This is a genomic window from Pseudodesulfovibrio sp. JC047 (genome assembly GCF_010468615.1).
Classification (GTDB): domain Bacteria; phylum Desulfobacterota; class Desulfovibrionia; order Desulfovibrionales; family Desulfovibrionaceae; genus Pseudodesulfovibrio.
Genome location: NZ_WUEH01000025.1, coordinates 30,126 through 55,438, shown reverse-complemented (window position 1 = coordinate 55,438; position 25,313 = coordinate 30,126). Strand labels below are relative to the sequence as shown.

The 25,313-nt window shown below is 51.8% G+C and carries 23 protein-coding genes and 1 tRNA gene; 18 read left to right on the top strand and 6 right to left on the bottom strand.

The genetic code is table 11. The annotated features are described in order from the left end of the window. The first annotated feature begins 271 nt into the window (after window positions 1–271). The 6 genes from GO013_RS14535 to GO013_RS14510 all read left to right on the top strand — a co-directional run bounded on the left by GO013_RS14535 (window position 272) and on the right by GO013_RS14510 (window position 9,542). Entirely contained in the window at window positions 272–1,930 is a 1,659-nt protein-coding gene (locus GO013_RS14535) for a Na/Pi symporter (RefSeq protein WP_163812355.1), read from the top strand. Between the two features lie 30 nt (window positions 1,931–1,960). Beyond that, window positions 1,961–3,016 (top strand): hypothetical protein, encoded by a 1,056-nt coding sequence (locus tag GO013_RS14530; protein WP_163812353.1) that lies wholly within the window; start codon window positions 1,961–1,963, stop codon window positions 3,014–3,016. A gap of 78 nt (window positions 3,017–3,094) precedes the next feature. Then, a complete protein-coding gene (locus tag GO013_RS14525) occupies window positions 3,095–4,477 on the top strand; it encodes an MBL fold metallo-hydrolase (protein ID WP_163812351.1) in 1,383 nt (460 codons plus the stop codon). Between the two features lie 275 nt (window positions 4,478–4,752). Further along, on the top strand, window positions 4,753–5,115 hold the full coding sequence (locus tag GO013_RS14520; protein WP_163812349.1) for an STAS/SEC14 domain-containing protein: 363 nt from the start codon (window positions 4,753–4,755) through the stop codon (window positions 5,113–5,115). Between the two features lie 372 nt (window positions 5,116–5,487). Next, window positions 5,488–8,994, top strand: a complete 3,507-nt coding sequence (gene nifJ, locus GO013_RS14515) for a pyruvate:ferredoxin (flavodoxin) oxidoreductase (protein ID WP_163812347.1) — start codon at window positions 5,488–5,490, stop codon at window positions 8,992–8,994. A gap of 185 nt (window positions 8,995–9,179) precedes the next feature. Continuing rightward, entirely contained in the window at window positions 9,180–9,542 is a 363-nt protein-coding gene (locus GO013_RS14510; protein ID WP_163812346.1) for a hypothetical protein, read from the top strand. A gap of 188 nt (window positions 9,543–9,730) precedes the next feature. Here GO013_RS14510 and GO013_RS14505 read toward each other — a convergent pair. After that, a tRNA-Lys gene (locus tag GO013_RS14505) sits at window positions 9,731–9,806 on the bottom strand. 107 nt (window positions 9,807–9,913) lie between these two features. Here GO013_RS14505 and GO013_RS14500 point away from each other — a divergent pair. The 3 genes from GO013_RS14500 to GO013_RS14490 are packed head-to-tail and all read left to right on the top strand — an operon-like array spanning window position 9,914 to window position 13,509. Continuing rightward, window positions 9,914–11,746: a cytochrome c biogenesis protein CcdA gene (locus tag GO013_RS14500; protein ID WP_163812344.1), complete on the top strand. Its 1,833-nt coding sequence runs from the start codon at window positions 9,914–9,916 to the stop codon at window positions 11,744–11,746. Between the two features lie 26 nt (window positions 11,747–11,772). Continuing rightward, complete coding sequence (locus GO013_RS14495) at window positions 11,773–12,963, top strand: iron-containing alcohol dehydrogenase (RefSeq protein WP_163812342.1); 1,191 nt, start codon at window positions 11,773–11,775, stop codon at window positions 12,961–12,963. Window positions 12,964–13,014: 51 nt separating this feature from the next. Next, window positions 13,015–13,509: a DUF2867 domain-containing protein gene (locus tag GO013_RS14490; RefSeq protein ID WP_163812340.1), complete on the top strand. Its 495-nt coding sequence runs from the start codon at window positions 13,015–13,017 to the stop codon at window positions 13,507–13,509. Between the two features lie 55 nt (window positions 13,510–13,564). Here the strand turns inward: GO013_RS14490 and GO013_RS14485 are convergent, their stop codons facing one another. Further along, window positions 13,565–14,788, bottom strand: coding sequence for a Xaa-Pro peptidase family protein (locus tag GO013_RS14485; RefSeq protein WP_163812338.1), 1,224 nt, complete (start codon window positions 14,786–14,788; stop codon window positions 13,565–13,567). 80 nt (window positions 14,789–14,868) lie between these two features. Here GO013_RS14485 and GO013_RS14480 point away from each other — a divergent pair, with 80 nt between their 5' ends. From GO013_RS14480 to hisF, 5 genes are all read left to right on the top strand, one after another. After that, window positions 14,869–15,288 carry a CoA-binding protein gene (locus GO013_RS14480; protein ID WP_163812336.1) on the top strand — a complete coding sequence of 140 codons (420 nt, stop codon included), beginning with the start codon at window positions 14,869–14,871 and terminating at the stop codon, window positions 15,286–15,288. Next, window positions 15,285–15,722, top strand: coding sequence for a YkgJ family cysteine cluster protein (locus GO013_RS14475; RefSeq protein ID WP_163812334.1), 438 nt, complete (start codon window positions 15,285–15,287; stop codon window positions 15,720–15,722). Before GO013_RS14480 ends, GO013_RS14475 begins: the two co-directional genes overlap by 4 nt. Before the next feature lie 13 nt (window positions 15,723–15,735). Further along, window positions 15,736–16,536, top strand: a complete 801-nt coding sequence (locus GO013_RS14470) for a J domain-containing protein (protein ID WP_163812332.1) — start codon at window positions 15,736–15,738, stop codon at window positions 16,534–16,536. Between the two features lie 170 nt (window positions 16,537–16,706). Next, on the top strand, window positions 16,707–17,348 hold the full coding sequence (gene hisH, locus GO013_RS14465; RefSeq protein ID WP_163812330.1) for an imidazole glycerol phosphate synthase subunit HisH: 642 nt from the start codon (window positions 16,707–16,709) through the stop codon (window positions 17,346–17,348). After that, a complete protein-coding gene (gene hisF / locus GO013_RS14460; RefSeq protein ID WP_163812328.1) occupies window positions 17,338–18,117 on the top strand; it encodes an imidazole glycerol phosphate synthase subunit HisF in 780 nt (259 codons plus the stop codon). The genes hisH and hisF overlap by 11 nt, the downstream gene beginning before the upstream one ends. Window positions 18,118–18,192: 75 nt before the next feature. Here the strand turns inward: hisF and moaC are convergent, their stop codons facing one another. From moaC to GO013_RS14440, 4 genes are read right to left on the bottom strand one after another with little or no spacing between them, the layout of a single operon-like run. Continuing rightward, window positions 18,193–18,672 (bottom strand): cyclic pyranopterin monophosphate synthase MoaC, encoded by a 480-nt coding sequence (gene moaC, locus GO013_RS14455; RefSeq protein WP_163812327.1) that lies wholly within the window; start codon window positions 18,670–18,672, stop codon window positions 18,193–18,195. Between the two features lie 4 nt (window positions 18,673–18,676). Next, a complete protein-coding gene (gene dnaJ / locus GO013_RS14450) occupies window positions 18,677–19,795 on the bottom strand; it encodes a molecular chaperone DnaJ (RefSeq protein ID WP_163812325.1) in 1,119 nt (372 codons plus the stop codon). Between the two features lie 10 nt (window positions 19,796–19,805). After that, window positions 19,806–20,033, bottom strand: coding sequence for a DNA-directed RNA polymerase subunit omega (gene rpoZ / locus GO013_RS14445; protein WP_163812323.1), 228 nt, complete (start codon window positions 20,031–20,033; stop codon window positions 19,806–19,808). A 39-nt stretch (window positions 20,034–20,072) separates the two neighbouring features. Then, complete coding sequence (locus GO013_RS14440; protein WP_163812321.1) at window positions 20,073–21,410, bottom strand: DUF4340 domain-containing protein; 1,338 nt, start codon at window positions 21,408–21,410, stop codon at window positions 20,073–20,075. A gap of 166 nt (window positions 21,411–21,576) precedes the next feature. Between GO013_RS14440 and GO013_RS14435 the strand changes: the two genes are divergently transcribed. From GO013_RS14435 to flhB, 4 genes are all read left to right on the top strand, one after another. Continuing rightward, window positions 21,577–22,326 carry a tRNA 2-thiocytidine biosynthesis TtcA family protein gene (locus GO013_RS14435; RefSeq protein ID WP_163812320.1) on the top strand — a complete coding sequence of 250 codons (750 nt, stop codon included), beginning with the start codon at window positions 21,577–21,579 and terminating at the stop codon, window positions 22,324–22,326. Between the two features lie 63 nt (window positions 22,327–22,389). Further along, on the top strand, window positions 22,390–23,295 hold the full coding sequence (locus GO013_RS14430; RefSeq protein ID WP_163812318.1) for a M23 family metallopeptidase: 906 nt from the start codon (window positions 22,390–22,392) through the stop codon (window positions 23,293–23,295). Window positions 23,296–23,417: 122 nt separating this feature from the next. Further along, window positions 23,418–24,203 (top strand): flagellar biosynthetic protein FliR, encoded by a 786-nt coding sequence (gene fliR, locus GO013_RS14425; protein ID WP_163812316.1) that lies wholly within the window; start codon window positions 23,418–23,420, stop codon window positions 24,201–24,203. 12 nt (window positions 24,204–24,215) lie between these two features. Further along, window positions 24,216–25,283, top strand: coding sequence for a flagellar biosynthesis protein FlhB (gene flhB / locus GO013_RS14420; protein ID WP_163812314.1), 1,068 nt, complete (start codon window positions 24,216–24,218; stop codon window positions 25,281–25,283). Window positions 25,284–25,313 lie beyond the last annotated feature (30 nt).

Here is a 25,313-nt window from a genome sequence, read left to right as displayed (position 1 = left end):
ATGATATTTTAATCCTAGCCATGTCGGCCTCCTTTGAGCTTCACTTTTACTGGTATTGTTACCAGATTAAGCCTTGGAGTGCCGACATGGTATTTTTGTGGATTTCAATCAAATGGAATCCATCGAATTTTCCCGAAGCCCCCTCCCCCTTCTTTCACGGATGACATGCTGACCGTTTTCGATCATATCGGTATGCACAAACCTATTTACTTTGCCCTTCTGTCAAACTAAGAACGTACTATCAGATTGTTGTAAGGAGCGACCCACGATCATGCTATTTTCTCTTGGTGCCGGACTGATAGGTGGACTCGGACTTTTCCTTTTAGGGATGAGACTGATGACCAAAGGGCTGCGCAACGCGGCCGGAAACGCCCTCCGCTCAATTTTAGGGAAATGGACAAAAACCCCACTCAGAGGCTTGGCCTCGGGATTCATGGTCACGGCCCTGGTGCAATCGTCCAGTGCCATCACTGTGGCAGTTATCGGATTCGTCAATGCCGGGCTGATGACGCTCCCACAATCCGTCGGTGTCATTTTCGGCTCGAACATCGGGACAACCGTGACAAGCTGGATCGTCGCCGCCGTTGGTGTCAGTGTCAAAGTCAAGGCATTGGCCCTCCCTTTGATCGGTCTGGGCGCATTGCTCAGGCTCACGGGACGCCATTCTCGTCGCGAGCACCTCGGGGACGCCTTGACCGGGTTCGGCATTTTTTTCCTTGGCATCGAAATTCTGCAATCATCTTTCCACGATCTCGGCGGGGCCGTTGACCTTGCCTCTTTCAACATTGGTGGCATTCCCGGTATCCTGCTCTTTGTGGTCATCGGAGCCATACTCACGCTGCTCATGCAAAGCTCCAGCGCGGCCATGGCCCTTATCCTGACTGCGGGAATGTCCAACATCATCACCTTGGAGAGTGCTGCGGCGGCCGCCATCGGAACCAATATCGGCACGACATCGACCGCTCTTTTTTCCGTCATTGGCGCAACCTACAACGCCAAGAAGGTTGCTGCGGCCCACATCATCTTCAATACAGTCACCGCACTGGTCGCCTTGGCAACCATTCCGCTCCTGCTCGCTATTGTCAAAACCATATCGCCGCTTGACGAAACTTTTGACATGGCAACCACGCTCGCTATTTTTCACACCCTTTTCAATGTGCTCGGCGTCGCGCTTTTCCTGCCCTTCACCAAACGGCTGGTGAATTTTCTCAACCGTCACATTGGCCGGGACGTCGCGGAGCTTGGCCAGCCAAAATATCTGGACAAAACCATCCTTGGCACGCCGTCACTGGCCATGGACGCCCTTTTCATGGAATCAGGACGACTAGGAGAAATGACTCGTGAAATTTGCCAAAAGGCCCTGACATCAAAATTTCGTCATGTCGATTTCATCAAAAACAAAATGGCTCACGACACACTGGCCACAGCAATTCGCAGCTATTGTGTCAAAATTCAACGACTGGACCTGCCTGATGCCGTGGCGCTTCGCCTTCCAGCGGTCTTGCGCGTCGTCCAATATTATAAAAAGGCCCTGAACATCATCACGGAAATCTCACAGCAACACACTTTTCTGGACCATTCCCTTCCTGAACCAACAGCAGAAACCGCCCGAGCATTCCGAAGAGACGTCCGTAATCTTCTCAATGTGGCCCATACTCCCTGTGCGCCAGAATTCATGGACATCAAACAGCAACTGCATCAACTTGACGATGTGTATCACGATCTCAAGGATGATCTCTTGCGTATAGGCGCGCAGGGCGATATTGATCTGAACACCATGGTTTCATTACTCGAATACTATTCAAGTATGCGACAAATGGGCGAACAAGCCGTCAAGGGAACCACGTATTGGGCGCTCCTCCGCGACATGGACCTGACCTGTGCCAATGCTGACAAGGAAAACGAGTACACCTGGAAACAGGAAGCATAAACTGATAAAAGAACTTCAGGAGATACCATCATGAAAGAACGTCAAACCGCCTTGATCCTCATTGGATGCGCCATTCTGCTCGCCGTAGGCTCATATCTGCTCCTGTCTGATTCGTCAGAAGAAACACCTGTGAACACAGCAGCAATCAAACAATCGGTTGCCGAGCCGAAAAAACAACCTGTCCAAGCTCCGGACTGGGTCAATGAGGGGCAAAAAGTCGCCCCCGACTACACCCCTGCCACGGCTGCCCCGGTCGACACAACGCCGCCACCAGCCGTCAAGCCCGCAAAAAAACAACCGCAGACAATTGAAATTTCGGAAGATGCTGTCGTCACCTTCTCCTTTGTCGAATCCCTGGCCGACTATGTGTTGCACCGATTCGTTCCATCCAATCTCAACGGCAAACCCGCGACCTTGGTGTCCGCTGTTTCTCTCAACAAACATTTTGGCCGGGAGCTGGACGGGTTCACCGTCTCCGAAAATGACATCCGCGCTTCACGCAAGGCCGTCTTGGACTACGCATTCACACCGACTATGCTCAAGACGTTGTATAGCCTGTACAGTGAAGGCTTTGTTGTTCTCCTGACCGACACCGCCGCCACGGACGAGCGTCAATATATCGAAGGGAAAACCCAAACCATGCGCACCCTGACCAATGCGGAAATCGCCGTCATGCTCAGGCTGAACAGCCGTCGCATAGAACGCATGGCCACCGTGTTCAGAGCCATGGGCCAGAATAAATCACTCACGGAAATGGCTGGCAAATACCTCCGTGCCGCCAAAGCCGTAGAAAGGGCCAATGGACAAATGCAGGTCGCACTGGCGGACGAAAAAAACACGAAACAGGCCGGTGCCCGATTGAAAAGTGCGATCCTCCAGCGGCAACAGGTCAAGGAAGAACTGCTGCTTCAACTCAAAAAAGTCTGCTCTTCCTGCCCGGAAGCAGAACTCTTTTACCTGTCCCAATGGGCCTACCGTCGCGTGCTCAACACCCCTGACTCCAAACTCAAAACCTTCACAGTTGCTGCGGACATCCTGGATGATCTGGCGAAAAAATTCGTGACCAAGGCAAAAGAATTAGAATAATCATTCCTAATTATTGCCAGCAACCTAATTTCCATTTATGAAAAGACATTCATATAAAGCGAGAAAAAGGAGCTTGTCATGTATTTCAAACAAATCACCACACCTGGTCTCGGATGTTTTTCCTACGTGATCGGGTGCCCCGCTGCCGGAGAAATGGTGGTCATCGACCCCAAAAGAGACGTACAAGACTACCTGGACATTTCGCGTGACGAAGGAATGAAGATCGTTCACGCCATCGATACACATGTTCATGCCGACCACGTTTCAGGCGCACAGGAATTGAAATCCCACACGGGATGCGACGTCATGGTCTATGAGACTTCCCCCGTGACCTATCCGTTCACCCCGCTCAAGGAAGGCGATAAACTGACCATCGGCAATGCCGGACTTGAAGTCTTGCACACCCCCGGGCACACCCCGGACTCGCTGTCGCTCCTCGTGACGGACTTTTCACGTGGCAACGAGCCGTGGGTGCTGCTCACTGGCGATGTCCTTTTTGTCAATGACATCGGCCGCCCCGACCTGGTCGGCGATGCCAAACTGGATGAACAAATTCAGAATCTCTGGAACACGCTGTATGTCAAATTCAGCAAATTCCCCGACAGTCTTGAAGTCTTCCCGGCGCATGGAGCCGGTTCCCTATGTGGACGCGGCATGAGTTCCAAACCCAGTTCGACACTTGGTTTCGAACGCCGTCACAACCCCATGCTCGGTTTTGAAAACTACGAAGACTTTCATGTCACCATGAGTCAGGAATTCCCGGCACGGCCCAAAAGTTTCACCCACATCATTTCCACCAATGCGAACGGTGCCCCGCTCCTTGAGCGATGCCCCCTCGATCTGGCCATGAACCCCTTCAAATTTGAAGAGAAGATGCAGGACGGCGCAGTGGTCATCGATGTCCGAGATGCCGCCGCCTACGCCGGATATCACATTCCCGGCTCCATCAATATCGGCTTTGAACCGAGTCTGGCCAACTGGGTCGGCATGGTTGTCGATCCTCAGGCGGACATCCTGCTCGTGGTGGATTCCAAAGAAGGCTACGAACGGATGCGGACCGAACTGCACCGCATCGGCTATGACCGCATTTATGGCTATTTGTCCGGCGGCATCCAATCATGGGTGTTCAGTGGCCGCCCGGTCGATACGCTGGCCATTGACTCGGCGCAGGACCTGCAAACCTGTCAGACAGAAAACAAACCACTCAGTCTTATTGACGTTCGCACCCCGGCCGAAGTTGCTGGCGGGAAAATTCCTGGCGCACGGCACATTCCCCTCACGAATATTCTGAACGGACAATTCGACCTGTCCGAAGAGGATCATCATATCCTGTACTGTGCCGGAGGCTATCGAGCCAATATTGCGGCTTCCTATTTGCTCAAACACGGCTATTGGAATGTCCGCAGCCTGGCTGGTGGTTATATCGCCTGGAACAAGGCTGGCTATGCCACGGAAAAATAGTCGGTACACACGCGTCCTCTCATGAGGACACCACTTTCACCACAATGCCATAGCTTCACACGTCCCGAGGATTTTCTCCTCGGGACATTTTTTATTCTGAATTCCTGCATCACCCACACGGATCAGCCTCTAGCTCATGTCTTTTTCCCCCTCCTTCCTTTCAAAATCTTGAAGAGGGTGAACAAAAAGACGAATATTTTCTTGCCCAAATTTCTCCATAACGTATAGAGGAAGAGATCTTTCACAGTCTTTGCTTCCGTGAATAAGGAGAAAAAATGATAACACTCATTGATATTCCATCAGAAAAGACCCTTGGTCTCAAAATTTCGGGAAAAATCAACAAAGAAGGCATGGACAGCGTCATCCATAAAATCCAGACCTTGATGGGGGCGACCAATCAACGACTGAATATCTATGTCGAACTGGAAAAATGGGAAGGGTTTACCCTCGCCGCGCTCTACGAAGACATGAAATTTTCACTCCCCTCCATGCGCAGATTTGCCAAGGAAGCCATTGTCACTGACAAGTCGTGGGTCGCCCCTCTTATCAAATTCAATGACAAACTCTTTCCAAGTCTGGAACTCAAGGCCTTTCCCAAAGAAGAAAAAACCACCGCACTCAAATGGGTCCAGGAATAACGTTCTCCACCAGCCTCTTCCATTCCCTCACACCTTCCCCGTTCCTTTGCCTTTTTTAATTTCCTGATTTCAACACACACCAAGAATGTGAATCATATCACAAGCCTATCAGAGCACCTTTCGGGTCAAACTATTCGGTCAATGGCTGTCATTGATCGGGGAACGGCAACCAGAGGTCTTGACCGAAAATCCAAAAATCGTGACAAATGACAGACGGCGCACGGTATGCACCGAACACAATTTTCCCGGCAAGGCCTCTGTGTTCACCGGCCAATCGCACGATGACCACACCGGAACTTGCACGGCCCCTCTGACAATCTATTTCAGAGCGTCTTGATTGCCAGAGTCCAATTCAAACCTGTGGAGAGACACATGTCTAAAAAAATGATGAAGACAATGGACGGCAACACCGCTGCCGCTCATGTGGCCTATGCCTTGAGCGAAACTGCCGCCATCTACCCGATCACCCCATCCACCCCAATGGGTGAAATTGCCGACGAATGGGCGGCGCAGGGGCGGAAAAACATTTTCGGTCAAAAGGTCCAGATCCGTCAGATGCAGTCTGAAGCGGGTGCAGCCGGAGCAGTCCACGGTTCCTTGGCCGGAGGCGCGCTCACCACAACGTTCACGGCTTCTCAAGGTCTCTTGCTCATGATTCCGAACATGTACAAAATCTCCGGGGAACTGCTTCCCGGCGTTTTCCATGTTTCGGCCCGAGCCGTGGCCGGACACGCACTTTCGATCTTCGGCGACCATCAGGATGTGATGGCCACCCGTCAGACCGGCTTTGCCATGCTCTTTTCCAATTCGGTTCAGGAAGTCATGGACCTGTCGCTGGTCGCGCACCTGTCCAGCATCGAATCGTCGATTCCCTTCATGTCGATCTTTGACGGATTTCGCACATCACATGAAATCCAGAAAATTAATGTCATCGACTACGAGGACATGAAACCGCTCGTCAATCGTGAGAAACTCGCCAAATTCCGCGCACGGGCCATGAACCCGGAACACCCGAACATTCGCGGCACCGCACAAAATCCCGACATCTATTTCCAGGGACGAGAAACGACCAACGCCTATTACGATGCCATTCCAGACATGGTGACCGACGCCATGGACAAGGTGGGCGAAATCACGGGCCGACAGTACAAACTGTTCGAGTACGTTGGACACCCCGAAGCCGAACGGATCATCATTGGCATGGGATCGGCGTGCGAATGTATCGAAGAAACCGTCAATCATCTCAATGCGACCGGTAGCAAGGTCGGCCTCGTCAAGGTCCGCCTGTTCCGCCCCTTCTCGATCAAGCACCTGTTGTCCGCCATTCCCGAGACCGTCCAAAAAATCGCGGTTCTGGACCGGACCAAGGAACCCGGCTCACTGGGTGATCCCCTGTATCTGGATATCTGCGCAGTCTATGCCGGAAAAGCTGACGCTCCCACCATTGTCGGTGGTCGCTACGGTCTTGGCTCAAAGGAATTCACTCCGGCACAGGTCAAAGCGGTCTTCGATTCGCTGGATGCTCCGCGTCACGGCTTTACCGTCGGCATTACTGACGATGTCTCCAAGACCTCGCTGCCGGACTGCGCATGTGAGGACACGACGCCTGCCGGAACCGTCCAATGTAAATTCTGGGGTCTTGGCTCGGACGGCACGGTTGGTGCCAACAAACAGGCAATCAAAATCATCGGTGACAATACCGACATGTTTGCGCAGGGCTATTTTGCCTATGATTCGAAAAAATCCGGGGGAATCACCATCTCGCACCTGCGGTTTGGCACAAGCCCCATTCAATCCACGTACCTGATCACGAATGCCGATTATGTGGCCTGCCACAACCCGAACTACGTGACACAATATGACGTGTTGGACGGCATCAAGGACGGAGGCACCTTTGTCCTGAACTGCCCCTGGACTGCCGAACAGATGGACACAAAACTCCCGGCGGCCATGCGGCGAACCATTGCGGAAAAAAATCTTAAATTCTACACGGTAGATGCGGTAAAAATCGCGGGAGAAGTCGGCCTTGGCGGTCGTATCAACATGGTCATGCAGACCGCGTTCTTCAAATTGGCGGACGTCATGCCGTTCGAAAAAGCCGTCACTCTGCTCAAGGCGGGCATCGAAACGGCCTATGGCAAAAAAGGCCCGAAGATCGTCTCCATGAACAATGCGGCGGTTGACAATGCCGAAGATGCCATTGTTGCAATTCCGGTTCCCGCAGCGTGGAAAACAGCACAAGATAGCCCGGAACCGTCTCGCGATGAACCGGCCTATGTCACTGACGTAATGCGTCCCGTCCTTGCACAAAAAGGCGACACATTGCCTGTTTCCGCCTTTTCACAGGATGGAACCATGCCGGTTTCCACCAGCAAATACGAAAAACGTGGCGTTGCCATCATGGTCCCGGAATGGATCGCCGACAACTGCATTCAATGCAACCAATGCGCCTTTGTCTGCCCTCATTCCGCACTTCGCCCGATCCTTGCTGACGACACGGAGCTACAAACGGCCCCAGAGTCGTTCACAACAATCAAGGCCATGGGCAAAGATGTCAAAGGGATGCAGTATCGGATGCAAGTCAACACCCTTGATTGTCTGGGATGCGGCAACTGTGCCGACATCTGTCCGGCCAAGGACAAGGCTCTGGTCATGAAGCCCATCGCCACCCAAAAAACGGATCAGGAACCCAACTTCACCTTTTCAGATTCGATTTCCTACAAGGACGCCTTTGGTCGCGAATCCGTCAAGGGCAGTCAGTTCCGCAAATCCCTCATGGAATTCTCGGGAGCCTGTGCGGGATGCGGCGAAACACCATACGTCAAAGTCCTCACCCAGCTCTTTGGTGAACGCATGGTGATCGCCAATGCCACGGGCTGTTCCTCCATCTGGGGCGCATCGGCACCGACCTCTCCATATTGTACCAATAGCGATGGGTACGGTCCGGCCTGGGGCAACTCTCTGTTCGAAGACGCCGCAGAGTTCGGCTTCGGTATTGAAATGGCCACAGACCAACGCCGCGCCCATCTCGTCGATCTCGCAACCCAGGCCATGGAAACCACGACCGGCGACATCAAGTCCGCCCTCACCAACTGGCTTGAAGCAAAAGACGACGCAGACGCCTCCCGCATCACGGGTGACGCGCTCAAAGCAGCACTCTCCGGGACACCTGACGAATCCTTGCAGGAAATCATGTCCATGGCCGACCTGTTCACCAAACAGTCTGTCTGGATCTTTGGCGGCGACGGCTGGGCCTACGACATCGGATACGGCGGATTGGATCATGTGCTGGCGTCCGGCAAGGACATCAACGTCCTGGTGCTGGATACCGAGGTCTATTCCAACACGGGCGGCCAGTCGTCCAAAGCGACGCCCATGGGGTCCATCGCCAAATTCGCGGCAGCGGGCAAACCCACGGCCAAAAAGGATCTCGGCCGCATGGCCATGACATACGGATACGTCTACGTCGCATCCGTGGCCATGGGTGCCAACAAGAACCAATTCCTGAAGGCAATCAAGGAAGCCGAAGCCTATCCCGGCCCGTCCCTCATCATCGCCTACGCGCCCTGCATCAACCAGGGAATCAAACAGGGAATGGGCAAGACTCAATTCGAACAGAAACGGGCCGTTGAATCCGGGTATTGGCCGCTGTATCGCTACAATCCGATCTTGGCTGACACGGGCGACAATCCGTTCATTCTGGAGTCAAAAGCCCCTGACGGCACGTTGCAGGAATTCCTGTCCGGCGAAAACCGGTATGCCATGCTGGAACGGTTCTACCCGGAATTCTCCACGAAATATCGGAAAAAAATCGAAATCGACTTCAACAAGCGATATGACACTTTGAAACACATGGCTGGTGGCTGCGACGACGAATAGACGTCAGTATACGCCAGACTCAAGGCACCTTCGGTTCAACCGGAGGTGCCTTTTTCGTGGGCGAAAAAATCGTCCTTCGTTAGAAAATCATGACAAAAAGAGAACACCACTCGTCAACAATGTGTGAAATGGTATACCTTTTTGATAGTGGCTGAAATTTTATCAACCGAACAAAGGAGGGCGTTATGCCGAACATGGATTACCCCGGACCGTGTCCCAGTTGTATGGGTATTGATGGGTGCCCCACAGATGCCGGAAAGCAGGAAGCTGTTGCCCATTACTGCAAGGGGTTGGAAATGGAACTGAACACCTGGAAAGCCCGGTTGTATGATGTTCTGGTTTCAGACAAGGGCGACGATGTCAGAGACACCGTCATACTCATCAAATCCACCGTCAAGGAACTCGAAGCCATCTCTGAAGAAATGCAACAAACCTGTCCCTCCAGTCTTGGAGCACAGGAAAAAATCATAGGCGGCAAGTTCGAAGATTTGCGAGTCCATTATACCAAAGCACTCGAAGTCATCGCACCGGGTTGGTTCGGCGGCTAAAAAAGGACAAATGGTCAGGCCGGGAAAGGTTCCCGGCCTTTTCTATTGGATTGATGCACACGCTTGCCTCTCTTCTCCGAGGTGCGTAGAGTCGCCGAAAAAGGACGTTCTCCCAAATGTGTGCGCTGTATAAAACTGAAACCATACGAAAAAACCCTGCCATTTCTGACAGGGTCATGATTTCGAAGTGGTGGGTCACCAAGGAATCGAACCTTGAACCTCCGGATTAAGAGTCCGCTGCTCTGCCAATTGAGCTAGTGACCCACTTCCGCCCTGCGTTCCCGCAGCGACGAAGAGGTTTCTATAAGTCGCCCCAAAAAATGTCAACAACTAATTTTAACTTTTTTTCATTTTTTTCAATTAGGATGCAAATGTACGACAACAAGCCACTTCCAATTCTGCTCTTTGCGCTTGCCCTCACACTGATTTCAGCGGTCTGTCCGGCACAGGCACAACCATCGCCGATGAAGGCACTTATCCACGCCTACAGCATTGCGCCGGGCGTTCTCAATACATCAGAGGCAGGTGCAACGCTCCTGACAATCACGCTGGATATCAATCCTGAATGGTACGCCTACTCCAATATTCCAGGCGACTCAGGAAAGCCCACGCATTTGTCAGCCATAACTGCCGACGGCACCCCGCTTCGGGTCATCTATCCAAAAGGCACCCCGAAAAAAGACAGCTATGACCCGTCGGTGACGATTGCAGCATATCTCGACGGCACCCAACTGTTTGTGGTGGTTCCCGACACACAACCCACCCCATTCCCGATTCTCCTGAATCTGGACATGCTCCTCTGCCATCCCACTAAATGCGTCCCCACACGCCTCGATTTGGCCTTTGAGAATCCTGAAACAACGCCTTCAGGACTGCCTCCGGCTGACGCACAGCCATGGTGGACCACTTTTTCCGAACTGGCTCGACAGCAAAATGACACCCCTCTGCCCAGCGCAGCAGAAGGCTCTGTGGCAGAAAGCCCCGTCATCGACTGGCAATTTTCTCCAACGTACCTTCAGCCCGGCCTGGAGGTCTCAAGCCTGCTATCCGCCATCCTCATGGGACTGCTGGCAGGTTTGATTCTGAACATTATGCCGTGCGTCCTGCCGGTGGTCAGCCTCAAACTCTCGGCCTTGCTCGGTGCCAACACCACCGAGGACGGCAAAAACCCGGTAGCAGCGTTTCGCGAACATAATGTCTTTTTCATTCTGGGAGTTCTCAGCTTTTTCCTCTTTTTAGCCATTGTGCTCGGAGCCACGGGCCAGGCCTGGGGAGCACTCTTCCAATATCAGTGGCTCGTCCTTGCCATTGCCGCGATCATGGGCGCACTCGGTCTCAGCCTGTTCGGACTGTTCCACCTGCCTGTCATTGACTTGAAATTCGGAGCGGGACACGCCAATCCTCGAAAACAAGCTTTTTTCACCGGCATGTTGACCACGCTTCTGGCCACACCATGCAGTGGCCCATTTCTCGGCGGCGTTCTTGGTTGGGCACTCATTCAGGGACCGCTAGTCATAGCCACTGTGTTCATTTCCATCGGCATCGGCATGTCCAGTCCATATATCCTCATGATAATCAACCCAAAACTTGCCCGATTCCTGCCAAAATCCGGTCCATGGATCGAATACGTGGAAAAAGGCATTGCCTTCTTCCTCCTCGGGACCGCCTTTTATCTGATCGCCATTGCCCTTGGCAGCGAAAGCCTGCGCATCCTTGCCCCGCTCTGGACGCTGCTGTTTGGTGGCTGGCTCTGGATACGAACGAAGGCCGCACGATCAAACACAAAATGGAGCATTCGGCTCGCCACAATTGCCTTGCTGGTGGCTTCAATTGTCTGGACACTGCCGCCAGCGGTTGAAAACAACCCATGGGCGGACTTTCACCCTGTCGCGACGCAACAAAAAATGGGCAAGGAAATACTGTTTCTGGACTTCACTGCGGACTGGTGCCCGACATGCAAAGTCTTGGAAGCCACGGTCCTGACCGATAAAAATATCTCCCGCTGGAAGCAGGCGTATTCCATCACCTTCATCAAGGTGGACATGACAGACCGCAACCCCGAGGCCGAAGCCCTTCTCAAGGCCCTTGGCAGTCGAAGTATCCCCACTGCCGCGATCTTCACCAAGGAATCCCCGTCAACACCGATTGTCCTGCGCGATCTTTTCACTGTCGATCAACTTGAAAACATCATGAAATCGCTATAACACCCCCTGCAAACAAGGAGACTTCAATGCTGAACTTTCAATATTTCATGCCCACGCGGATTGTTTTCGGGCCAGACACCCTGAAACAACTGGGCGATACACCGCATCTTCCCCGTGGCAGCAAAGCCATGGTGGTCATTGGCGAGTCCGGCGTCATGGTCAAACAGGGCTATCTGGCGACCGTCCAGAGCCAGTTGGCCAAACAAGACGTGCAGACCATTGTCTTTGATAAAATTCGTCCAAATCCAGAATCTGACACGGTTGATCAAGCCGCAGCCATCTGCCGTGAAAATGACATCAATTTCATCGTGGGACTCGGTGGCGGGTCCACGATTGACGCGGCCAAATCCATTGCACTCATGGCAACCAATCCGGGCTATTACTGGGATTACATGCAATCCGGAAGCGGCGGCGGGCAGGAGCCTGAAAAAGACGCGCTCCCCATTGTGGCCATCCCCACCACTGCCGGAACCGGTACCGAAGCAGACCCATGGACCGTCATCAGCAAATCCGGCACCAATGAAAAAATCGGATGGGGCAATGATTCCACTTTCCCGTCCCTGTCCATCGTGGACCCGACACTGATGATTTCCGTGCCGCCCAGACAGACCGCCTACACCGGCATGGATGCCTTCTTCCACGCTGTCGAGGCCTATCTGGCAACCTGTCGGCAACCAGCCAGCGATATGCTCGCTCTGGAAGCCGTCCACCTTATCGCCCACACCCTGCCCCAGGCAGTTACAAACGGCGAAGACCTCGAAGCCCGTACCATCATGGCATGGGCCTGCACCGCAGCCGGATTGTGCGAATCCTATTCTTCCTGTATTTCGCACCACTCCCTTGAGCACGCCCTGTCCGCCTTCCACCCGGACCTGCCGCACGGAGCCGGACTGGTCTTGATTTCCCGTGCCTACTTCGGATTCCTGGCAGCCTGTGGCGAAGACCGTTTGCAGGATCTCGCACTCGCCATGGGAGACACCTTGGCAGAAAATATTGATGAAGAAGTCAGCGGCGTGGCCTTCCTCGATGCGCTCGACACCCTCATTTCAGACGTTGGACTGGCCGACGAAAAACTGTCCGACTACGGCGTGACCCGGGAAGAGATTCCGGCCCTGGCTGAGAACGCCCTGACCACCATGGGCGCGCTTTTTGACATCACTCCGGTCCAAATGACCATTGAGGACGTCATCTCCATTTTTGAAGCTGCATACGAATAACCCCAAAAAAAGGCGCACGGTTCACACCGTGCGCCTCTCAAGGAGCATTCCATGGCAAAAACGTACTTCAAGTCCATTCCAGAATTGACGCACCTTTTTGCCAACGCTGACTACGTGGATGTCAAATCCATCGAAACACGCAAGACGCTTCGCGAATTCCTCGCCGATTTTCTGTATTATTCACCAGCATGGCTCACGGCTCTGTACAAAATCCGGGCTGTCTTTGTCCGATTTCTCGGCATGAAACAGGAAACCATTGATGGGACACCGATTCAACCCGACGACATTTCCTTCACACCCGGTGCTCCATGCCATGCCTTTACCGTGACCCATGGCAAAGAAAACGTCTATTTGGCGGTCGAGCATGTGGCAGATCACCTCACTGCCCATTTAATCGTTGCGACAGAACCGCTCGACAATGGCATGAACACAATGCATGTCGGATCAATCGTTCACTACAACCGCTGGACCGGACCGGTCTATTTCACCTGCGTTCGGCCTTTTCATCACCTTGTGGTCAACAAAATGATGGCCGCCGGTCAATAAACCGACAGCCCTTCATTGTCCCGCCACGTGCTGGACCAAACATGTCCGCCATCTGTTATTCGATCGGAATCATTTCATACGTGTCGCCGGAAATTGATCGACAGCCGGTGTCCGTGATTTCAAAAGTATTCTCAACGCCGACCATGGCCACGCCTCGAATACTCTGCTTCGGCTCAAACGCAAGGACCATGCCCTTTTCAAGCGGCACATCAAAACCTCTGGCAATGGGTGGATATTCGTCAATGGTCAAACCGATACCATGGCCAATGAATGGCACCTTGCTCTCGTCCAATCCCATGAACCCGTCAGCAAACCCCTGTTTTTCCGCTTGATCGATACAATAGGCGTACAACTCGGCAGGCGTGACGCCCGGTTTGGCGGTTTCGCAACACCACTCCTGCATGGCCACACAAAAATCATGCGCCGCACGAATGGCGTCGCTTTTGGCGGATTCCGGTCCCGCGAAATAGGCCTGGGTCTTGTCAGTGTGGTACCCCTCGATCTGAAAACCAATGTCCAACATCAGCGGTTCGCCGTATTCCCAGACCTTGTTCGCATTGCCCATGAAAACGGACGCGGGATGCTCCCCCCGCAACCCAAGCGGTCCATTGAAGCCGCTGGGGTAATTCCCGGAATCTCCAGCAGCGACATGACCGAGAAAAATTTCTTCGCCGTGCGCCTGCATCCGCAACATGCCCATGTGCCCCTGCGAAAAAAAGACCTCCCACGCTTGATGGGCGATTTCCCGTTCCGTCATGCCGGGTTTCAATTTCGCTGGCAACAAATCATGAAGACTGGTGTGATGCAACGCTCCGCATCGCCGGAGGATGTCCAACTCGAATTCAGACTTGACCATCTTGGCCAGAGCCACGGCGTGATCGCCCGGAACAAGCGTGTATTCCTTCAACTTGGCAGCCAACATCGACCCGAGTTGCCACGTCAGACCGGCCATAACGACAGCAATGGTTTGCGGAAAGGGACTTCCCGCATCCGCACACAGTCCGGCAAGCTGAGAATAGGACTTGAACGGCAAAATATGCTCCACACCCGCTTCCAACCGGGCACGATTGAGACCGGTTCGAATAAGCAGGACAGGCTTTCCATCCATAGGCAACCACAAAACCCCCTGGCCAAACGTGCCGGTCAGATAATATATATTCAATCGGGAAAAAACGAGGATTCCCCCCGCCTCCGGGGCAACGGTCTGTAAATAATGGCGAACCGAATCCTGACGGCGATGCAATTCAGCGTCCGGGATTCGGGCAAGTGGTTCAAACATGATGACTCCTTCTCGGTATTACAACTAGGCAATCCCCATTCTTTGCTGTACAAGACGTCACAGTCAGATGAGGTGAAATTATGCTATTCAATATGAAAGAGGTAGCTCCGCTCCTGCATGAGGTCAAGACCATTGCCGTGGTAGGAGCTGTGGACAAACCGTCCCGCCCTGTGGACGGCGTCGGGCGGACCATGATCGATATGGGATTCGAGATCATTCCGGTGCATCCCAAGCGATCCACGGTGTGGGACATCCCGGCATTCAAATCCGTCACGGACATTCCGGTTCCTGTTGACGTGGTTGACCTGTTCAGAGCGGCACCGTTCTGTCCGGATCACGCCCGGGAAGTCCTGAAAATGGCCCCGCTTCCCAAAATATTTTGGATGCAGTCCGGCATTGTCAGCCCCGAAGCACGTGCAATCCTCGAAGGAAGTGGCATCGTCGTGGTCGAGGACCGTTGCCTCAAAGTGGAACTTCAAGCATTGGGAATCACACGATGAACGAATCAGCTTTTGAATGTCAGATGTGCGGCCATTGCTGCCAGGGAGAAGGCGGCATCGTCATGACCGCCAAAGACCGGACTCGTCTGGCCGAACATCTGGGAATATCCGTCGAAGAACTTGTTGAAAAATACGCACACAAACGTGGAGGCAAACTCCACCTCAATGTGGGAAAAGACAAGTACTGCATTTTTTACAAGGAAGGATGCGGCATCCACCCGGGACGCCCTGACGTCTGTCGTGCGTGGCCCTACTTCCGCGGCAATCTCGTTGATGAACTGAGTTGGCAAATGGTTCAGGAGTACTGTCCGGGCATCAATCCCAAAGCGGGACACGCCGAGTTTGTCAAACAAGGCCGAGCCTATTTGCACAAAGAAGACCTTTTGCGCTATGATCCCGAAACAGCTCCGAATGCACTCATTTCGGAAGAATAACAAAGGGTGACCAATGAATCTTCAGGGATGTCTCACCATACTCCAGCTCGACGCAAACGCATCCCTGGATGATATCAAAACCTCATTTCGAAAACTGGCTTTCAAGTACCACCCCGACTTGAACTCCAGCCCGAATGCGAGCGAACAATTCCAAAAGATCAATGAGGCATACGTCACTGCCAAAACCTTGTTGGACAACGGAGCTGAGACAACTGGCTCGGCCTCGTCTGGAAAATCACGAGAAAGGTCCTGGCAAACAACACGAGAAAAACCACGGGCCAGCCGGTCACACACAACCAAAGCCTCCGCGCACACCCAACAAGAATGGACCAAAGGTCGCCCCAAGAAGCGAAAAGGGTCCGCACGTTCCAGGGCACAGCGATATTATTACAAGGAAGAAGAAGTCCTCAAGGATATCCTCAACGATCCTTTTGCCAAAAAAGTTTTTGAGGACATCTACCGACAAATCCGCAAGGAGCAACCAGGCTACCAAGGCCCGTTGGAACTAAACAAAAAGCATCTTCAACTCCATTGGGGTGAACGCACACTCAACCTCAATCTGTCCCGAGGAATCAAGGGGTGGTTCAAGGGACAGATGGACCACGAACAAACCGTGCATTTTCCCGCACAGCACTTGCTCCCTGGACGAAAAATTCGCATCACGGTTGAACAAAAATTCACTCAAGGGCCAAAAACCATTGAAGTCACCCTTCCACAGGATTTTGTCATTGGTCGCCCCATCCGGTTGAAGGGATTGGGCCGCAAACTCGGTCCATTGACCGGTGACCTCCTTCTCCGGATTCTGGGGAAATAACCCGATCTGACAACGGACTTTTTCCAAAAAGACATGACTATTTCGGGAAATTCTCCTGAAAATCCCGGTTTGCATTGACATCTTTGTGAATTCTCAAAAAAACTCCTTGTTTTCCCTCCATTTTTTTACTAGTCGCTTTAAGATAACGAATAGACAATTCGGAGGGACAGATGCTCGCCATATTCGATTACAAAGCGGGAAACCAAACCAGTGTCCGTCGGGCACTTGACCATTTGGGAATCCCCAATGAGATCACTAACGATCCGGAAAAGCTCAACAAAGCTTCCGGCATCATTTTCCCGGGCGTCGGAGCCGCAGGACAGGCCATGGAAGAACTCCATGCCGACGGGCTTGATGAGGTTATCAAGGGGCTTATCTGGCAAAAAAAACCGGTTCTCGGCATTTGTGTCGGCTGTCAAATTCTGCTGGACTACTCAGAAGAAAACGACACCAAGGCACTGGAAGTCATTCCCGGCGAATGTCGACTGTTCAATCCTTCCTGGGTTGATTATGAAGACGCCACCATCCGCGTACCGCATATGGGGTGGAATCAAATCGAACTGGTCAAGGACTGTGAGTTATTCGCGGGGATTGATCCCGATGCGGACTTCTATTTCGTCCACAGCTACTTCCCGCATCCCAAAGATGAATACGTCATCGCAACCACCCGCTACGGCATTGATTTTTGTTCGGTCCATGGCCGTCAAGGATTGTGGGCAGTCCAGTTCCATCCAGAAAAATCAGGACGCCCGGGGCTAAAAATGCTGCATAATTTCTATACCTACTGTCAGGAGGCCGCCAATGCTCAGTAAACGCGTCATCCCATGTCTCGATGTCCGCAATGGCAGACTGACCAAAGGTGTCAAATTCGAGGGAAATGTTGATATTGGTGACCCGGTCGAAACCGCCAAAAGATATTACGAACAAGGTGCGGATGAAATCGTCTTCTATGACATTACCGCTTCACACGAGGCCCGTGGGATCTTCCTCGATGTCGTCGAAAGCGTGGCTTCCCAAATCTTTATTCCATTCTCGGTCGGTGGTGGCATCAACACCGTGGAAGACATGCGCGACGTTCTTGTGGCCGGAGCGGAGAAGGTTTCTGTCAATTCAGGAGCCGTCAAAAATCCCGACATCATCAGTGAAGGAGCGACCCGTTTCGGTTCCCAATGTATTGTCCTTGGCATGGACGTCAAACGTGTGGAAAAATCCATAGCCATCCCTTCAGGTTTTGAAATCGTCATTCATGGCGGTCGAAAATACATGGGACTGGACGCCCTCGAATGGGCCAAGACCGGCGAAGCCCTCGGGGCCGGAGAAATCTGTCTCAATTCCATTGACGCCGATGGGGTGAAAAACGGGTATGATCTCGAACTCACCCGCCTTGTGGCCGAATCAGTGACTATTCCCGTCATTGCCTCGGGTGGTGCAGGCAATCCTCAACACATGGTGGATGCGGTGACCACAGGCAAAGCCACTGCCGCTCTGATTGCCTCCATTGTTCACTATGGAGACTATACCATTGCGGAACTGAAAAAATACATGGCTGATGCTGGAGTCCAGACTCGTTCAATCTGGTAGTTTCCGGCTGTTCTCGAATCAAAAAAAGGCCGCGTCCCATTTGGAACGCGGCCTTTCATTTATGCTTGATACAATTTATTCAGCTCGGAAAGTGCCACTTTTCCCACCGGACTTGAATACCAGTCGGCAGGCATCAATGACCACATCCTTTTGCACGGCCTTACACATATCGTAAATAGTCGCAGCAGCAACCTGAACACCAATCAGAGCTTCCATCTCGATTCCTGTTTTGTAGGCTGTCCGCACTTCGCATTCCAGCTCGATGGAAGACTCCTCATCCAAAACCGTGAATCGGATATCCACATAACTGATGGGCAAAGGATGACACATGGGAATCAGGTCAGACGTCCGCTTTGCAGCCTGGATGCCGGCGATCTTCGCCGTGGTCAAAACGTCTCCCTTGGGCAAGGCATTCTCCTTGAGCAACCGCAAGGTCTCCGGAGCCAGACGAACCATACCGCGAACAATGGCGGTCCGAGCCGTCACCTGCTTTTCGGACACATCAACCATACGGGCATTGCCGTCGTCATCCATATGAGAAAAACCGTCAACCATGAGACTACTCTCCCATTACTTTTTCTTTGGCCTTTTTGAAAAAGCCCTTGGCCTTGGTGGACAACTTGCTCGCTTCAATTTCCGCGAACTCCTGAAGCAGCTCTTCCTGACGGGCATTTAAACGAACCGGTGTCTTGACCTTGATTTCAATCAGCAAGTCCCCATTGTGCGTGCTGCCCAAATGCGGCATTCCAAGCCCGCGAAGACGGAAAATTTCACCGCTTTGCGTCCCGCTTGGAATATCCAGATTGACCGGCTCATCCAATGTAGGAACTTCCATTCGATGACCAAGAGAGGCCTCGACCATGGAAATTTCCCGACTGATAATCAAATTCTGTCCCTGACGCTCGAAAATCTCATCCGGAGTCACCCGAATGACGACATACAAGTCTCCGGCAGGACCACCAAATGAACCAGCTTCTCCTTCACCACGAAGACGAAGTCTGGAATTGTTGTCAACACCGGCCGGAATTCTGACCTTGAGGTCCTTGTCCTTGATAACTGAACCACGGCCAAGACATTCATCACACGGATCAGAAATAATTTGGCCAGCGCCCTGACAATGAGGACAGGTCACAGAGATACGGAAAAAACCCTGGGATTGTTGCATGGAACCAGACCCACCACAATGGGGACAGGTTTCAGGCGTTGATCCCGGAGCGGCTCCTGAACCTTGACACTCCTCACAGGTGACTTCCATGGGAATCTGAATATCAACTTCAGCACCCTTGGCCGCCTCTCGAAAAGAAATCTCAAGATTGTACCGAAGGTCTGAACCGGCACGGGGACGATTGCCACCACCACGACCAGCGGACGAAAATCCGAAGACCTCACCAAAAATGTCACTGAACGCACCAAAGATATCTTCATTGCTGGAGAAGCCGGAGAAACCGTTTCCGCTCACACCTTCATGACCAAAACGGTCATAGGTCTGTCGCTTCTCGTCATTTCCGAGGACTTCATAGGCCTCGGCAGCTTCCTTGAACTTGGACTCGGCCTCAGGGTCGTCCTGATTCCTGTCCGGATGATATTTGAAAGCCCGTTTTCTATATGCCGATTTGATCTCATCCTGAGAAGCGGACTTCTCCACTCCCAGAACGTCATAATAATCACGTTTAGACATGGTAATTTACTTAAAAATCCTCAGATGAATCATCAATATTCGCTTCGGGAATATATCCGTCAGGAACGACCTTGCCCGCTGCGATTTCACGTAAAGAACTGACCACTTCCTTATTACGAGATTCCACCAGAGGCTTGTACCCTTCGCGGTACTGCTTGACTCTTTTGATCCCCATCTGGGTAATGAGAAAACGATTGCCCACTTTTTCCAAACAATCTTCAACAGTAATACGTGCCATTCTATTCTCCTTACTTCGTTGTGAAGCGATACTTCCAAATTATTTCACATGACCGGCCGGGAACATGCCTTGCAGATCTTTGAGCAATCGCCCGGAAACAGGATAATACATCCCATCACCATTCTGTATCCAGCACTGTCCCTGCGGGAGTTTCGGATCAGCATAAAACGTCATTGCGTTCAGCACCTGCCCGCCTTCATCAAAAAGCTGACACTGCATCAACTTCACAGCCGATGCCGACAGGTTGTTCAACGGCAATGCCTCGAACTGTAATTCAGTAAATCGCCAGAGCGACATGTCAATGCCGGGGATGTTTTTTTCCCGACCTCGCACATGCCACCCGGTGTCATTACGCTCAACCACATACCGTTTTTTCCCATGGTCAATAACCATCGTGGCGACATCACCTATTTCCAAAGAAAAAACGCTTCTGCCCTGAACATCAAATGCACTACGAACCAATTGGCTGACACTGTTGACGTCGAGCAAAAACGGCACTGTCAGCCAGGACGACCGTCCCAAATAGTGTTTTGGATCGTCCTTAATAGTATAAAATTCCACAGAATGTGGTGTTTCACTTTGAGAATTCCACAAGCGAATGGTCAATGCCGCCATCTGCTTTTCCGCCACCACAGGATCAAGAATCAACGTGCCGGCCCGAAGCAGGGCCAAGGCGTGTATATACAATTTGATTTTTGAATCGGACGCGCTCTTGCCCTTGAGGTATCCGGGCAGCGAAAACGTATACCCCTGCTTGGACAGTTCGACCAACCAACTGGACCCGAAAGGCTGCACTAACTGAATACGATGAATAGCCTGTTCTTCAAAGGCAAAAACCCGGGTATCGAAAAAATTGACCGCCGGCTGCAACAATTCCTGAAAAAATTGGGTATCAAATTCGTAGACCAACGCCGGATTTTCCGAATTCCATCCGTACACCACGCCGGACGCGCCTGACGTCAATCGAATTGTCAACGGCTCTCCGCCCTTTTCCCCGAACGAAAGAAGAACCTTCAAATCAGGGGCATCAAGCCCGTATTGGTCTCCGACCGAGTCAAGATCACCAATGGATCGACGGGGATCCAGATCGACAAGCAGGGATTCGTATGCCAACACACGCCCGGTCAACGCCCGAGCCTTGATATTCCAGGACCCCCCAGGAACATGTATCTCCCAGCCGTCATCAACGGCTTTCAGAATATACGTTTCGCCTGGTGTCTGCACATGAATCGAGTCAACCTGGTCAAGGGACCGGGACAACCATTGAGAAACAGACGCCGTGGTACTTCTCATGGATGTATACCAGTATGCGCCGCCCGCCACGCCGATCACAAGCACTATGACTGCGAAAAACACCCGTCGTTTCAAATCAGGCATCCCTCCGCAAGGAACCCGTTATAGCCATGAAAAAAGACCGCTCCATCGCCACGTTCGATCGCAAAGCTCGTTAAATTGCCCCAGGAGCCCTTGCAAGTCAAGGGAGAATACTCTATCTGGCAGAGCTGGTTCGCTCTACATAACAAAACCGGCAGGAGAAAAATAGATGGCTTCATGGGGTAAACTCACCTTTGCGCAAAAAAAATGTGTTTCCGCCACCGGCAAACTCATGCAGAAAACCGAAATGACAACAGCGGGCGCCCGAATCGGTCTTGCCATTTCCGGCGGCGTTGACAGTTTTCTCATGCTCAAGGTCATGCTCATCCGGCAGGCGATCATGCCCTTTCCGGTAGAATTGATGGTTCTCCATATCAACCCTGGCTTCGATCCGACCTCGCATACGCCGCTCGTGGACTGGTGCGCCACCAATGGCGTTCCCGCCCATATCGAACTGACCGACTTTGGCCCACGCGCTCATTCCGATGAAAATAGAAAGAACTCGCCATGTTTCTATTGTAGTATGCATCGAAGAAAACGGCTTTTCGAACTGTGCAGAGATTACAACCTGTCGCACCTCGCCTTTGGCCATAACGCCGATGATAATGTGGTGACCTTTTTCATGAATATCGCCCAAAATGGACGCGTTGCCGGACTTTCGGCCAACGAACCTTTTTTTGACGGGACATTGAGAGTCATCAGACCGACCATGCTGCTCGACAAAAAAACCGTTATCAAGGCGGCAAAACAATGGAAACTTCCAATATGGGAAAATATCTGCCCATCAAATGGCGAGACCCAAAGAGATGAAATACACGATTGGCTTCGCACGCTCTGGCGCAATGATAAAAGAATAAAAAACAATATCTTCAATGCCATAACTCGCCAACAGGTTGACTTGACAAGTAAAAAAGTCTAGACTAAAACTACTTCAAGCTACATTTTTATATCTTTCCACAATTTATAACTCACTGGAAAGGCGATGCTTTTCAGAAAATACCATATAGTTGTCTTCAAAGACAAACAAGGTTCCTGCAAAAAATTTCAGCTTCGTGGCTGGCTTGTCGTTACACTCTTCTTCCTGATGGTCGGAATGGCCACCGGGAATGTTATTTTATGGAATAAGTACGCCGAGCACACCCGAGTTGAAAAAGGCCTGAACATAGCGGAAAAAACCGTTCAGGAACAAAAGACACAGCTCTTGAGTCTTTCGCAGAAAATAGCAACACTTCAAAAAAACCTGAGCCGTATCCGCGACTTTGATTCAAAGCTGCGGGTCATGATCAACTTGGACCAGGGAGAAGGACAAGCCGCCGCCCCTAAGGGAGGATCGACCAACGAAGATTTTTCCAAGGGCTATCTTCCCTTATATCGTCAGGAGCTACTCGCTCGCAAGATGCACGAATTCCTTCGTCAATTGAATGTTGAAGCTCGGCTCGAAGAGGTGCACCAGCAAGAAATCATGCACACCTTGCGCAGCAACAAAAACATTCTGGAAGCGACACCGTCCATTTGGCCAACTTCTGGTTGGGTCACTTCACCCTTTGCGTGGCGGACTTCACCCTTTACGGGCAAACGGGAGTTTCACAAAGGGATTGATATCTCGGCTCCTCGTGGTACCCCGATTTATGCTCCGGCTCGCGGGTCCATCATTTTCTCTGGAAGAGACGGTTCCTACGGACTGAGTGTCCAGTTGCGACACAATTCCAGCCTGATGACGCGGTATGCACATATGTACCGCATTGCCATCAAGAAAGGCCAGGAAGTCACCCGAGGTGAATTAATCGGCTATGTCGGATCAACGGGACGCAGCACCGGTCCCCACCTCCATTACGAGGTCCGTTTGAACGGCGTTCCGGTCAATCCGAAACGGTATATTCTCAACTAACGGACCCGACTTCGTGAATCCATCAAGCCCTTCTGGAATTCAATCTTCCAAAAGGGCTTGTTTTTTTGAACTGCTTTCCTGAGCCAATCGGCATCTGGTTCAGGTTTTGCATCGAGTGACATATGGCTATTTTCGGATTCAACCCGAGCGACATGCTCAGTCTCCTTTTGACGTTTTTCCGTCTGAGCGTCGTCCTTTTTCTTTTGCCTTTTTTTGGCGGGAATTCCATTCCGAAAACAATCAAGGCTGCGCTGGTTATTGTCCTGACACTGGCAGTCTGGCCGCAACTTTCCTTTCCCGGATCGCTGATGCCGACGGGGTGGAATATCGTTATCATGTTCATCGGCGAACTGATCCTGGGACTGGTCCTCGGTTTGATCGTCAATTTTTTGTTCGCTGCCGTCCAACTCGGCGGACAAATCATCGGTTTCCAAATGGGATTTGCCATGGTCAATGTTGTGGACCCAATCACTGGCACAAGTAACGCCGTTTCTGCCCATTTTCTCTACATGTGCACCATGCTGACATTTCTGGTCCTCAATGGGCACCTGTACCTGCTGCAAGCCGTAGGCATGAGTTTCGAACACATTCCCCCGGGCGGACTCCTACTCAACGCACATCTGGCCAACAGCATTTTCGAATTTTCCAACCTGATGTTCACCCTGGCGATCAAAATCGCTGCTCCGGTCATGGCTTCGCTCTTTCTGGTTGATCTTTCGTTGGCACTCATCTCACGAGTCGCCCCGCAAATGCATGTACTTATCCTCGGTTTTCCCATTAAAATCACTGTGGGATTTTTCTTTCTCGGGTTTATCTTCACCCTCATGTCCGCCTATGTCGGCGATTTCCTGCAAACACTGACCACCATGTATGAAACCGTCATGAAATATGGATTGGTCGGGAACTAAGGGAATGCACTCATGATAGGCCAAGACGATCCAAGTAAAACCGAAAAAGCCTCTGAAAAACGGCGAGAAAAGCAACGCGAAGACGGCAACGTCGCCAAAGGGCAGGAAATCAGCAAAGTCATGGTTTTGCTCGCTGGCGTTATTGCCATGCGGGTCATGATAAACTTTTATCATTCTGAATTTATTGAAATTTATAGATGGACATTTACTGAAGCCATTTATTGGGATGTGGACAAGAACTCCGCATATACCCTGTTCACCTGGGGTATTCATCGAATGGCGATTCTGGCCATGCCCATTCTCCTGTTTGTGGCTTTCATGGCATGGCTCACCGGACGGCTGCAAGTCGGTTCTCTGTGGACAATGAAACCAATGACGCCCAAATTTGCCAAGATGTTCAACCTGGTAAATGGTCTCAAAAAAATGTTTCTCAGTCCGGAAACAGTCATCAATCTCGGGAAAAGCATTCTCCAGGCCGTGGCTGTCGGCATCGCCCCGTACATTGTCATAAAACAGGAATTGCCCAACCTGCTTCCGCTATTCCATGCGAGCACCTATGGGGTTATTGTCTTCATCCTGTCCGCCGGATACAAAATGACCTGCTATGCGCTCATCCCCATGCTCATCATTGCAATAGCAGACCTCGTCTACCAACGGTGGAACTACGAAGAACAAATCAAGATGTCGAAGGATGAAGTGCAAGACGAACGGAAACAAATGGAAGGTGACCCGAAAGTCAAAATGCAACAACGTAATAAAATGATGGAAATGATGACGTCGCGGATGTTTCAGGATATCCCCAAGGCGGACGTGGTCATTACCAACCCCACACATTATGCCGTTGCCTTGCAATATGATCCATTGGTCGCTCCCGCGCCGTTGGTTCTGGCCAAGGGCATGAACAAGGTCGCTGAACGCATCAAGGAAGTCGCTCGAGAAAACAACATTCCTCTCCAACAAAACGTCCCCTTGGCACAGGCTTTGTATAAACAGGTAGAGATCGGGGAAACAATCCCGGAGGAACTGTTTCAAGCTGTGGCCGCGATTCTGGCAAAACTGGAAAGATTCAAGAATCGGTAGGCACTTACAGACAGTGAACACCTTCTTCGG